12 protein-coding genes are annotated in these 11,882 nt (G+C 66.1%); all 12 read left to right on the top strand.

The genetic code is table 11. The features are described 5' to 3' along the window. Positions 1-2: 2 nt before the first annotated feature. The 12 genes from pilW to PMI12_RS01450 all read left to right on the top strand — a co-directional run bounded on the left by pilW (position 3) and on the right by PMI12_RS01450 (position 11,872). Positions 3-857: a type IV pilus biogenesis/stability protein PilW gene (gene pilW / locus PMI12_RS01395; RefSeq protein ID WP_007828280.1), complete on the top strand. Its 855-nt coding sequence runs from the start codon at positions 3-5 to the stop codon at positions 855-857. Then, positions 850-1,815 carry a RodZ domain-containing protein gene (locus tag PMI12_RS01400; protein ID WP_007828281.1) on the top strand — a complete coding sequence of 322 codons (966 nt, stop codon included), beginning with the start codon at positions 850-852 and terminating at the stop codon, positions 1,813-1,815. The genes pilW and PMI12_RS01400 overlap by 8 nt, the downstream gene beginning before the upstream one ends. Continuing rightward, positions 1,812-3,092, top strand: coding sequence for a flavodoxin-dependent (E)-4-hydroxy-3-methylbut-2-enyl-diphosphate synthase (gene ispG / locus PMI12_RS01405; RefSeq protein ID WP_007828283.1), 1,281 nt, complete (start codon positions 1,812-1,814; stop codon positions 3,090-3,092). Before PMI12_RS01400 ends, ispG begins: the two co-directional genes overlap by 4 nt. A gap of 15 nt (positions 3,093-3,107) precedes the next feature. Continuing rightward, a complete protein-coding gene (gene hisS / locus PMI12_RS01410) occupies positions 3,108-4,418 on the top strand; it encodes a histidine--tRNA ligase (protein WP_007828285.1) in 1,311 nt (436 codons plus the stop codon). 6 nt (positions 4,419-4,424) lie between these two features. After that, a complete protein-coding gene (locus tag PMI12_RS01415; RefSeq protein WP_007828287.1) occupies positions 4,425-5,117 on the top strand; it encodes a YfgM family protein in 693 nt (230 codons plus the stop codon). Positions 5,118-5,123: 6 nt separating this feature from the next. Next, positions 5,124-6,266, top strand: a complete 1,143-nt coding sequence (gene bamB, locus PMI12_RS01420) for an outer membrane protein assembly factor BamB (protein WP_007828289.1) — start codon at positions 5,124-5,126, stop codon at positions 6,264-6,266. A gap of 66 nt (positions 6,267-6,332) precedes the next feature. Next, a complete protein-coding gene (gene der, locus PMI12_RS01425) occupies positions 6,333-7,676 on the top strand; it encodes a ribosome biogenesis GTPase Der (RefSeq protein WP_007828291.1) in 1,344 nt (447 codons plus the stop codon). Positions 7,677-7,839: 163 nt separating this feature from the next. Next, positions 7,840-8,085 (top strand): RNA chaperone Hfq, encoded by a 246-nt coding sequence (gene hfq / locus PMI12_RS01430; RefSeq protein WP_007828293.1) that lies wholly within the window; start codon positions 7,840-7,842, stop codon positions 8,083-8,085. A 56-nt stretch (positions 8,086-8,141) separates the two neighbouring features. Continuing rightward, a complete protein-coding gene (hflX, locus tag PMI12_RS01435; protein WP_007828294.1) occupies positions 8,142-9,311 on the top strand; it encodes a GTPase HflX in 1,170 nt (389 codons plus the stop codon). A 74-nt stretch (positions 9,312-9,385) separates the two neighbouring features. Then, entirely contained in the window at positions 9,386-10,744 is a 1,359-nt protein-coding gene (hflK, locus tag PMI12_RS01440) for an FtsH protease activity modulator HflK (RefSeq protein ID WP_007828295.1), read from the top strand. A 17-nt stretch (positions 10,745-10,761) separates the two neighbouring features. After that, on the top strand, positions 10,762-11,661 hold the full coding sequence (hflC, locus tag PMI12_RS01445) for a protease modulator HflC (protein WP_007828296.1): 900 nt from the start codon (positions 10,762-10,764) through the stop codon (positions 11,659-11,661). A 22-nt stretch (positions 11,662-11,683) separates the two neighbouring features. After that, complete coding sequence (locus PMI12_RS01450) at positions 11,684-11,872, top strand: DUF2065 domain-containing protein (protein WP_042672606.1); 189 nt, start codon at positions 11,684-11,686, stop codon at positions 11,870-11,872. Positions 11,873-11,882 lie beyond the last annotated feature (10 nt).

Below are 11,882 nucleotides of genomic sequence, written 5' to 3' on the forward strand. Positions count from 1 at the left end.
CGATGAGCATGGCCATTCCGATGACGACCGCGAGCGTGCAGCGGATGCTGACTGTGGGTTTCGCGGGCGTTGCCATGGCGTTGCTGCTTGGGGGCTGCGTGAACACGCGCACCACCACCACCAGCCTGGCCGACACCAGCTCGGGCAAGGGCGCCGAGATCGTCACCGAGTCCGACGAAACCAGCCGGCAGCGCCGTGCGCGCCTGCGCATGGAACTGGCCTCCGGCTATTTCGAGCATGGCCAGACCACCGTCGCGCTCGACGAGATCAAGCAGGCGCTGGCCGCCGATCCCAACAACGCCGACGCCTACAACCTGCGCGGCCTGGTCTACATGCGGCTCGACGACGCCGCGCTGGCCGAAGACAGCTTCCGCCGCGCCATCGCCATCAATCCGCGCGACCCCAACGCGCGACACAACTACGGCTGGCTGCTGTGCCAGCAGAACCGCTACGGCGATGCGGCTGTGCAGTTCACCGAAGCCCTGGCCGTGCCGAGCTATGCGGACCGCGCCAAGACGCTCATGACGCAGGGCGTGTGCGAACTCAAGGCCGGCCAGCGGGTCCAGGCGGAGCGCAGCCTCATGCAGGCCTACGAGATCGACGCCGGCAATCCGGTGGTCGGCTTCAATCTGGCTTCATTGCTGGCGCAGCGCGAAGAATGGTCGCGCGCGCAGTTCTACATTCGCCGCGTCAACAACAGCCCCTCGGCCAGCGCCGAGACGCTCTGGCTCGGCATCAGGGTCGAACGAAAGCTGAACAACCGCGAGGCAGTCGCGCAGTTGGGAGGTCAACTGCAACGACGCTTCCCCCAGTCGCGGGAGGCAACAGCGTACGAGCGCGGGAATTTCAATGACTGATCGGGTTTCGGAGTTCGGCACTTTCGCAGCACAGCCGCTGGAAGAAGGCGACATCACGCACAAGACAGCCGGCGACCTGCTGCGCGAGGCGCGCGAGGCCCACGGCCTGCACATCGAGATGGTGGCTGCCGCGCTGAAGGTGCCGCCGCAGAAGCTCATGGCGCTTGAAGCGGACGATATCGCCTCGCTGCCCGATCCGGTCTTCGCTCGCGCCCTGGCGAGCAGCGTCTGCCGCGCGTTGCGCATCGATCCCGCGCCCGTGCTCGCGAAGCTGCCCAGCACGCAAAAGGTGTCGCTGGCCGAGGCAGATCGCACGCTGCGAGGGAACATCGCCTCCAACACGCCTCGCTGGAACAACAACGGCCGTTCCAGTGGGCTGCCTTCGCGTGCGCTGCTGATCGCGGTGGGGCTCCTGCTGGTGGCCGCGGGTGCGCTGTTCTGGTTGCCGCAGTCGGTGTTCGACCAGATCGGGGCTTCCGTGTCGCGGCTGACGGCCCGAGGCGAATCCAGTGAGGGTTCGGCGCCTGCCGGCGGACCGGTGTCGTCCAGCGGGACCGGCGCTGTCGCGGAAAACGTGCCCGTGCAGGCCGTGGCGCCGAGCGGTCCGGTGGGCGAGGCTCCCGCGGGCGCCAACCCTGGCGCGCCTGCTGCCGCCGCGGCACCGGCCGCTGCGGCGCCCGCCGCCCCTGCCGCGCCCGCCACGGCTGCCGCCAACGCCCAGCAGCTTGTCTTCGTGGCACGGGAAGAGTGCTGGGTCACCGTGACCGAAGCCGGGGGCAAGCAGCTGCTGCGCCGCAGCCTGAAGGCTGGCGAAACGGTGGGTTTGTCGGGCACGCTGCCGCTGTCCGTCGTGGTCGGGCGCGCGTCGAGCGTCGACGTGCAGGTGCGTGGCCAGCCATACGACCTGAAGCCCGTCACCAAGGGTGGTGGCGTGGCACGCTTCGAGGTGAAACCATGACCGGCGAATGCCTCCCGCTTCCCATCGAGTCGGCCGCGCCAAAAGCGCGCCGCTCGCGCCAGGCCAGCGTGGTCTGGGGGCCGCGCGTGGTCACGGTGGGCGGCGACGCTCCGGTGCGCGTGCAGTCCATGACCAACACCGACACCGTCGATGCCATTGGCACCGCGATCCAGGTGAAGGAACTGGCCATTGCCGGCTCCGAAATGGTCCGCATCACGGTCAATACGCCCGAGGCCGCCGCGCAGGTGCCCTACATCCGCGAGCAGCTCGACCGCATGGGCATCGACGTGCCGCTGATCGGCGACTTCCACTACAACGGCCACCGCCTGCTGACCGACTATCCGGCCTGCGCCGAGGCGCTGAGCAAGTACCGCATCAACCCCGGCAACGTGGGCAAGGGCGACAAGAAGGACAGGCAGTTCGGCCAGATGATCGACGCGGCCATGCGCTGGAACAAGCCTGTGCGCATCGGCGTCAACTGGGGCAGCCTCGACCAGGAACTGCTCGCCAGCCTGATGGACACCAACAGCCAGCGCGCCGAGCCCTGGGATGCCAGGCAGGTGATGTACGAGGCGCTGATCACTTCGGCCGTCGAGTCCGCCAGGCTGGCCGAGTCGATGGGCATGAGCGGCAACCAGGTCATCCTGTCGTGCAAGGTGAGCGGCGTGCAGGACCTGATCTCGGTCTACCGCGAACTGGCCAGGCGCTGCGACTATCCGCTGCACCTGGGCCTCACCGAGGCCGGCATGGGCACCAAGGGCACGGTGGCCTCGGCCACGGCGTTGTCGATCCTGCTGCAGGAGGGCATTGGCGACACGATTCGCGTGTCGCTCACGCCGCAGCCGGGCGAGTCGCGCACGCAAGAGGTGCTGATTGCCAACGAGATCCTGCAAGCCCTGGGCCTGCGCGTGTTCGTGCCGAGCGTCACAGCCTGCCCGGGCTGCGGCCGCACCACCAGCACCACGTTCCAGGAACTGGCCAAGCAGATCGACGACTACCTGCGCCTGCAGATGCCGGTCTGGCGCAAGAAATATCCGGGCGTCGAGACGCTGAAGGTGGCCGTCATGGGCTGCATCGTCAACGGCCCCGGCGAGAGCAAGCACGCCGACATCGGCATCAGCCTGCCTGGCACCGGCGAGGCGCCTGCCGCGCCAGTCTTCATCGACGGCGAAAAGGCCCTCACGCTGCGCGGCGACAATATCGCCAACGAGTTTCACCAACTCGTCGAAACCTACATCGAAAAGCGCTTCGGCGGCGAGCACGCTGCCCTGGCCTGACACCTCCGCAGACTCATGGCTGAAAAATTGAATGCCGTCAAAGGCATGAACGACATATTGCCGCCCGAATCGGCGCGCTGGGAATGGCTCGAGGCCACCGTGCGCGATCTGATGGGGCGCTATGCGTACCGCAACGTCCGCACGCCGATCCTCGAGCACACGGCGCTGTTCGTGCGCGGCATCGGCGAGGTGACGGACATCGTCGAGAAGGAGATGTACTCCTTTCACGACCGCTCGGACAAGTACGGCGACAACGACCACCTGACGCTGCGGCCCGAGAACACCGCCGGCATTGTGCGGGCCGCGATCGAGCACAACATGCTCTATGACGGCGGCAAGCGCCTGTGGGCCATCGGGCCGATGTTCCGGCGCGAGAAGCCGCAGCGCGGGCGCTTCCGGCAGTTCCACCAGATCGACGTCGAGGCACTGGGTTTTGCCGGTCCCGACATCGACGCTGAATTGATCCTGCTCGCGAGTGCGCTCTGGAAGGCGATCGGCCTGACCGACGTGCGGCTGGAGCTCAACAGCCTTGGCCAGCCGGCAGAGCGGGCGCAGCACCGTGCTCAGCTCATCGCGCATTTCGAGGCGCATGCCGACAAGCTCGACGAGGACGGCAAGCGCCGCCTGCACAGCAACCCGCTGCGCATCCTCGACACCAAGAATCCGGCGATGAAGGATGTGGTCGAGTCGGCGCCGAGACTGATGGACTTCCTCGGTGCCGAATCGCTGGCGCACTTCGAGGGGTTGAAGGCCATCCTCGACGCCAACGGCGTCGCCTACACCATCAACCCGCGCCTCGTGCGCGGCCTCGATTACTACAACCTCAGCGTGTTCGAGTTCGTGACTGACCGGCTCGGCTCGCAGGGCACGGTGTGTGCCGGCGGCCGCTATGACGGCCTGTTCGAGCAACTCGGCGGCAAGCCGGCGCCTGCAGTGGGATGGGCAATCGGCGTGGAGCGCGTGCTCGACCTCATGAAGGAGCAGGGCACTCAGATCCCGGTACGGGCCCCCGATGTCTATGCCGTCGTGCCCGATGCCTCTGCCATGCCGGTGGCGCTGCGTACGCTGCAGCAGTTGCGTGACGCCGGCGTGCGTGTGCAGATGCACGCCGCCACGGCGGATGGCCTCGGCAGCTTCAAGTCGCAGTTCAAGCGGGCCGACAACAGCGGCGCCACCTACGCCCTGATCTTCGGCGCCGATGAACTTGCACGCGGCGAAGTGACTCTCAAGGCGCTGCGCGACGGAAGCGGTGCGCAGACCTCCCGGCCGCTTGCCGAAGTGGCCGCCTGGGCCGCCACCCTACAATCGCCGGCTCCCAACACCTGACAGCGCATGGCAACCCATCTCGACCTCGAAGAACAGGAACAGCTCGACCAGCTCAAGCATTTCTGGAACACCTACGGCACCCTGATCACATGGGCCGTGCTGCTCGTCGCTGGCGCCTTCGTGGCCTGGAACGGCTGGCAATGGTATGGACGCAACAAGGCGGCGCAAGCCTCGTCGCTCTACGACGAAATCGAGAAGACCGCGCAGGCCGGCGATCCGGCGCGCATCGCGCTCGTGCTCGACGACATGAAGAAGCGCTTCTCGGGCACTACCTACGCGCAGCAGGCCGGCCTGCTGGTCGCCAAGACGCTGTACGAAAAGGGCAATGCCGCGGGCTCGCGCGCGGAACTCGAATGGGTTGCGCAGAACGCCGTCGATCCGGGCTACAAGGCTATTGCCAGGCTGCGGCTGGCGGCCGAACTGCTCGACAGCAAGTCCTACGACGATGCGATCAAGCAGCTCGACAGCAGCGTACCCAAGGAATTCGAACCGCTGGTGGCCGACCGCAAGGGCGATATCTACCTGGCCCAGGGCAAGCGCGCCGAGGCGCAGGCCGAATACCGCAAGGCCTGGACCGGCCTTGGTGCCACCTCCGACTACCGCCGCCTGGTCGAAATCAAGCTCAACGCGGTTGGTGTCGACCCGAAGAGCCTGGCGCCAGTCGCCACCGTCACACCCGCAGTCCCCAAAACTCCCTGACCGCATATGAATTTCAAGCGTTTCATGCCTGAATCGACCGCCCTGCGCGCGGGATCAGCTCTTGTTTTGGTGGCGCTCCTCGCCGCCTGTTCGGGCAGCAGCAAGCCGAAGCCGGCAGAACTTCCCGCCAATCCGGCCCTGATGGGCGTGCGCCAGGCCTGGACGGTGCGCATCCCCGAGGTCAAGTTCCCTCTTACCACCGACATCAGCGGCGACACCGTTACCGTGGCCGGCAGCGATGGCACGGTGGTTGCCATCGACGCTCGCGCCGGCCGTGAAACCTGGCGCGCGAGCGCCGGCGCACCGCTGGCAGCCGGTGTAGGCAGCGACGGGTCGATGGCCGCAGTCGTGACCACCGGCAACGAACTGGTCGCCATCGAGAACGGCAAGGTCCTGTGGAAGCAGAAGCTCTCGGCCCAGGCCTTCACAGCACCGCTCGTGGCGGGACGCCGCGTGTTCGTGCAGACCGCCGACCGCAGCATCAGCGCCTGGGACGGGCAGAGCGGCCGCCGCCTCTGGATCCAGCAGCGCACGGGTGAAAACCTCGTGCTGCGCAAGTCGGGCGTGCTGATCGCCGTGGGCGACACACTGGTGGCAGGCATCGGCGGCCGACTGGTGGGCATCAACCCCGCCAATGGCACTTCGCGCTGGGAATCGCCTATTGCGGCACCGCGCGGCACCAACGACGTGGAGCGCCTGGTCGATCTGACCGGCAGCGTGAGCCGCTTCGGCGACACCATCTGCGCCCGCGCGTACTACGCCAGCGTCGGCTGCGTCGAGACCGTGCGCGGCTCGCTGGTCTGGAGCAAGCCCGCCTCGGGCGCCGACGGCGTCAGCGGCGACAGCGGTTTTGTCTTCGGTACCGAGTCCGACGGCAGCGTCGTCGCGTGGCGCCGTGCCGACGGCGAGCGCGCCTGGCAGATGAGCCGCTTGAAGAACCGCAACCTCACCGCGCCGCTGGCCGTGGGCCGCTCGCTGATCATCGGCGAAGACACCGGCACGCTGCACTTCGTGTCGCGTGAAGATGGCGCGTTGCTCAATCGTGTCACGCCCGATGGCTCGGCCATCACCGTCACGCCGGTGCTGGCCGGCAACACGGTCGTGGTCGTGACTGCCAAGGGTGGCGTGTTTGGTTATCGCCCTGAATAACTCTTTCCTTTTCCTTTTCTCTTTCCAAGGCCCGACCATGAAAACCGCGCCATCGAAAGGCCGGCCATGAAGCCGGTCGTGGCCCTGGTCGGGCGGCCCAACGTTGGCAAGTCGACCCTCTTCAACCGCCTGACCCAGACGCGCGACGCCATCGTCGCCGACTTCGCCGGCCTCACGCGCGACCGCCACTACGGCAATGGCCGCCTGGGCAAGCACGAGTTCATCGTCATCGACACCGGTGGCTTCGAACCCGACGCGGGCAGCGGCATCTACAAGGAAATGGCCAAGCAGACGCGGCAGGCCGTGGCCGAGGCCGACGTGGTGATCTTCGTCGTCGACGCCCGCGAGGGCCTGTCGGCGCAAGACCACGACATCGCCAACGAACTGCGCCGCCTCGGCAAGCCTTGCGTGCTGGCGGCCAACAAGGCCGAGGGCATGCACGACGGCACCAAGCTGGTCGACTTCTACGAACTCGGCTTCGGCGACGTGCATGGCGTATCTGCTGCGCACGGGCAGGGCATGCGCGACCTCGTCGAACTCGCCCTGGAACCGCTGAACCTGCCCGATCCCGACGACGAGGCGGACGAGGACGAGGTCAACAAGCCGATCAAGCTGGCCGTGGCCGGACGGCCCAACGTGGGCAAGTCCACGCTGATCAACACCTGGCTCGGCGAAGAGCGCCTCGTGGCCTTCGACATGCCGGGCACCACGCGCGATGCGATCTCCGTGCCCTTCGAGCGCAACGGCCAACGCTTCGAACTGATCGACACGGCCGGCCTGCGCCGCAAGGGCAGGGTGTTCGAGGCGATCGAGAAGTTCTCGGTGGTCAAGACGCTGCAGGCCATCGAATCGGCCAACGTGGTGCTGCTGCTGCTCGACGCCACGCAGGGCGTGACCGACCAGGACGCGCACATCGCCGGCTACATCCTCGAAAGCGGCCGTGCGGTGGTGATCGCGATCAACAAGTGGGACGCCGTCGACAGCTACCAGCGCGAGCAGATCCAGCGGCAGATCGAGACCAGGCTGCCGTTCCTGAAGTTCGCGGCGCTGCATTTCATCTCGGCCATCAAGCGCCAGGGCCTGGGCCCGGTGTGGCAGGCGATCGCGCAGGCCCACAAGTCGGCCACGCGCAAGATGTCGACGCCGGTGCTGACCCGCCTGCTGCTGGAGGCGGTGCAGTTCCAGGCGCCCAAGCGCGGGGGCATGTACCGGCCCAAGCTGCGCTATGCGCACCAGGGGGGCATGAACCCGCCGGTGATCGTGATCCACGGCAATTCGCTGGAGCACGTGACCGACGCCTACAAGCGCTTCCTCGAAGGACGCTTCCGCAAGGAGTTCGACCTTGTGGGTACCCCCTTGCGCATCGAGTTCAAGAGCTCGCACAATCCATTTGCCGACAAGGACGACTGAGGGGCTTGGCCGCCGATGGCGGCCGATGAACCGCGAGCCGAGTGGAAGTTCCGTCTTTTGAGAGCCGTTATTTTCTCAAGGCTTTTGACCCCGATTGCTGCGGCGCAGAAACCCTGTGTTAAGGTCATCTCTCCAACAACTACTCTTGAACACGGAGAATATCGTGAGCAATAAAGGGCAACTTCTGCAAGACCCGTTTCTGAACACCCTGCGTCGTGAGCACGTGCCGGTTTCCATTTATTTGGTGAATGGCATCAAGCTGCAGGGCCAGATCGAGTCTTTTGACCAGTACGTCGTGTTGCTTCGCAATACGGTGACGCAAATGGTCTACAAGCACGCCATTTCCACCATCGTGCCGGGTCGTGCCGTCAACTTCTCGGCTACCGAGAACGAAGACGCCGCAGCCTGATCGCGCGGAGCGCGGCGGCCCCTGCTGCCGCGCTTTTTCCCAATTTCTGATCCCGCTTGTCTGAACTGATCCCCCGCCAGGAAGGCGCCGCCGTTCTCGTCGGCGTCGATTTCGGGCTGCCCCATTTCGACAGCGAACTCGAGGAACTCGGCCTGCTCGCGCAGACCGCGGGCCTGACGCCCGTCGCCCGCCTTGCGTGCAAGCGCAAGGCACCCGACGCGGCCCTGTTCGTTGGCAGCGGCAAGGCCGAAGAAATCAAGGAGCTGGCTGCCCTGTACAGGGCGAGCGAGGTCATCTTCGACCAGGCCCTGAGCCCCGCGCAGCAGCGCAACCTCGAGCGCCAGCTCGACATCGCGGTCTACGACCGAACCTTTCTCATCCTCGAGATCTTCGCCCAGCGCGCGCGTTCGCACGAGGGCAAGCTGCAGGTCGAGCTGGCTCGCCTGCAGTACCTCAGCACGCGGCTGGTCCGCCGATGGTCCCACCTGGAGCGCCAGACCGGCGGTGCAGGCGTGCGCGGCGGCCCGGGTGAAAAGCAGATCGAGCTCGATCGCCGGATGATCGGCGAGTCGATCAAGCGCACGCGCGAGCGTCTCGCCAAGGTGCAGAAGCAGCGCGGCACCCAGCGCCGGCAGCGCGAGCGCCGCGACACCTTCAACATCTCGCTGGTGGGCTACACCAACGCGGGCAAGTCGTCGCTGTTCAATGCGCTGGTCAAGGCCCGCGCCTATGCTGCCGACCAGTTGTTCGCCACGCTCGACACCACCACGCGCAATCTCTACCTGGGCGATGCCCGGCGGCAGGTGTCGATCTCCGACACCGTGGGTTTCATCCGCGACCTGCCGCACGGGCTGGTCGATGCCTTCAAAGCCACGCTGCAGGAGGCGGTCGATGCCGACCTGCTTCTGCATGTGGTCGATGCCTCCAACCCCCACTACCCCGAGCAGATGGCCGAGGTGCAGGCGGTGCTGCGCGAGATCGGTGCCGACACCGTGCCGCAGCTGTTGGTGTTCAACAAGCTCGACGCTCTTGAAAGCGCGCAGCATCCGCTGCATCTGCAGGACGAGATGGAAATCGACGGCGCGCAGGTCCCCCGCATCTTCCTCAGCGCCAAGAGCGGTGAGGGCGTGCCGTTGCTGCGCGCCGAACTCGCCCGGCAGTCGGGTTCCGTAGCCGATACGATGACCCCTGAGGCAGACGCTGAATTGCACGATGCAACCGATTGATTGGGCACAATCCCGCCACTGACAAGAGAACGAAGCGAATGAATTCAAAGCCAGCGCGGAGAGGGTTTCTGGGCATGTTCAACCTGAACGACGGCCGATGGGGTCGCGGCGACGAGCCGTCTTCCAACGGCAGCCGCCCCCCCGACGCCAATCCCCCGGGCGCACCGACCCCACCGCCTTCGAGCAATGGCGGCAACAACGGCAACAACGACAACCGCCCTCGGGGACAGGGTCCCAATCAAGGTCCTCCCGACCTCGATGAACTCTGGCGCGACCTCAATCGCAAGCTCGGTGGCTTCTTCGGTGGCAAGGGCGGCAGCAACCGCCCCAACGGCGGCAATGGTGGCGGCAACGGCTACAGGCCCGACATGAAGAATGCAGGATTCGGCCTCGGTCTCGTGGCGGCAGTGGTGGTCCTGATCTGGCTCGGCACCGGCTTCTTCATCGTGAACGAGGGCCAGCAGGCCGTCATCACACAGTTCGGCCGCTACAAGAGCACCGTGGGCGCCGGCTTCAACTGGCGCCTGCCGTACCCGATCCAGCGCCACGAGGTGGTGGTGACCACGCAGATCCGTTCCGCCGACGTCGGCCGCGACGCCATCGTGCGCTCCACCGGGCTGCGCGAGTCGGCCATGCTGACCGAAGACGAGAACATCGTCGAGATCAAGTTCGCCGTGCAGTACCGCCTGAGCGATCCGCGTGCCTGGCTCTACGAAAGCAAGTCGCCCGCCGACACCGTCGTGCAGGTGGCCGAGACCTCGGTGCGCGAGGTGGTCGGCAAGATGAAGATGGACGCCGCGCTGGCCGAAGAGCGCGATCAGATCGCACCGCGCGTGCGCGCGCTGATGCAGACCATTCTCGACCGCTACAAGATCGGCGTCGAAGTCGTCGGCATCAACCTGCAGCAGGGCGGTGTGCGTCCGCCCGAGCAGGTGCAGGCCGCGTTCGACGACGTGCTCAAGGCTGGCCAGGAGCGCGAGCGCACCAAGAACGATGCGCAGGCCTATGCCAACAACGTGGTGCCGCTCGCCACCGGCACGGCTTCGCGCCTGAAGGAAGAATCCGAGGCCTACAAGGCGCGGATCGTGGCGCAGGCCCAGGGTGATGCCGGCCGCTTCAGTGCGGTGCTGGCCGAATACCAGAAGGCCCCGCAGGTGACGCGCGACCGCATGTACACCGACGCCATGCAGCAGATCTACGCCAGCACGACGAAGGTGCTGGTCGACAGCAAGCAGGGCTCCAACCTGCTGTACCTGCCGCTCGACAAGCTCATGCAGCTGAGCGGCAACAATGCGGCGGCCACGCCGGTCGACGCGGCCAGCCCGAGCGTTGCCGGCACTGCACCGGCCCAGTCCTCGGTGATCCCGGTGGCCCCTGCGACGAACGACGTGCGTGCCCGCGATGGCCGCTCGCGTGACCGCGACGTGCGTTGAAAAAGGCCCGAAAGAATATGAACAGAATCGGATTCATCGCCACCTCGATCCTCGTGCTGCTGGTGTTGGCAAGCTCGACCCTTTTCGTGGTCGACCAGCGGCAGTTCGGCGTGGTCTATGCGCTTGGCCAGATCAAGCAGGTCATCACGGAGCCCGGCCTCAACTTCAAGCTGCCGCCGCCGTTCCAGAACGTGTCGTACATCGACAAGCGCCTGCTGACGCTGTCGAGCGTGGACACCGAGCCGATGCTCACCGCCGAGAAGCAGCGTGTGGTGATCGACTGGTATGTGCGTTGGCGCATCAGCGACCCGCAAGCCTACATCCGCAATGTCGGCCTCGACGAGAACGCCGGCGCCATGCAGCTCAACCGCGTGGTGCGAAATGCGTTCCAGGAAAACATCAACAAGCGCACCGTGCGCGACCTGATCTCGGTGCGCCGCGAGGCCCTGATGGCCGACGTGCAGCGCGAAGTGCTGTCGGTGGTGAAGGGTGCCAAGCCCTGGGGCGTGGACGTGGTCGACGTGCGCATCACGCGTGTCGACTATGTGGAAGCCATCACCGAATCGGTCTACCGCCGCATGGAAGCCGAGCGCAAGCGCGTGGCCAACGAGCTGCGTTCGACCGGCACGGCCGAAGGCGAGAAGATCCGCGCCGACGCTGACCGCCAGCGCGAAGTGATCGTGGCGAACGCCTACCGCGACGCGCAGAAGATCAAGGGCGAGGGTGATGCCCAGGCCGCTTCCACGTACAGCGAGGCCTTTGGCCGCGACCCGCAGTTCGCTCAGTTCTACCGAAGCCTCGAAGCCTACAAACAGAGCTTCAACAAGAAGAGCGACGTGATGGTGCTCGATCCATCCTCGGACTTCTTCCGCGCCATGCAAGGTTCGGGTTCGAACACCAACGCTTCCCGTCGTTGATTCGCAGCCGTCCCCAGGAGCCGTGAGCGCCGACACTTTCTGGAGCGCGCTGGCGCTCGTCCTGGTGATCGAAGGCATCCTGCCTTTCGTCTCACCGGGAGGGTGGCGGCGCGGCTTCGGCCAGCTCATGCAGCTGCGTGACGGCCAGCTTCGTTTCTTCGGACTTTGCAGCATCCTGCTGGGTTTGCTACTGCTCTGGATCTTGGGGTAGCGCGGTCCCG

It is taken from the genome of Variovorax sp. CF313 (assembly GCF_000282635.1).
Taxonomy (GTDB): Bacteria; Pseudomonadota; Gammaproteobacteria; order Burkholderiales; family Burkholderiaceae_C; genus Variovorax.

Coding starts and splice junctions, on each gene's coding strand:
- pilW (WP_007828280.1), top strand. CDS start 3: ATGAGCATGGCCATTCCGATGACGACCGCGAGCGTGCAGCGGATGCTG.
- PMI12_RS01400 (WP_007828281.1), top strand. CDS start 850: ATGACTGATCGGGTTTCGGAGTTCGGCACTTTCGCAGCACAGCCGCTG.
- ispG (WP_007828283.1), top strand. CDS start 1,812: ATGACCGGCGAATGCCTCCCGCTTCCCATCGAGTCGGCCGCGCCAAAA.
- hisS (WP_007828285.1), top strand. CDS start 3,108: ATGGCTGAAAAATTGAATGCCGTCAAAGGCATGAACGACATATTGCCG.
- PMI12_RS01415 (WP_007828287.1), top strand. CDS start 4,425: ATGGCAACCCATCTCGACCTCGAAGAACAGGAACAGCTCGACCAGCTC.
- bamB (WP_007828289.1), top strand. CDS start 5,124: ATGAATTTCAAGCGTTTCATGCCTGAATCGACCGCCCTGCGCGCGGGA.
- der (WP_007828291.1), top strand. CDS start 6,333: ATGAAGCCGGTCGTGGCCCTGGTCGGGCGGCCCAACGTTGGCAAGTCG.
- hflK (WP_007828295.1), top strand. CDS start 9,386: ATGTTCAACCTGAACGACGGCCGATGGGGTCGCGGCGACGAGCCGTCT.
- hflC (WP_007828296.1), top strand. CDS start 10,762: ATGAACAGAATCGGATTCATCGCCACCTCGATCCTCGTGCTGCTGGTG.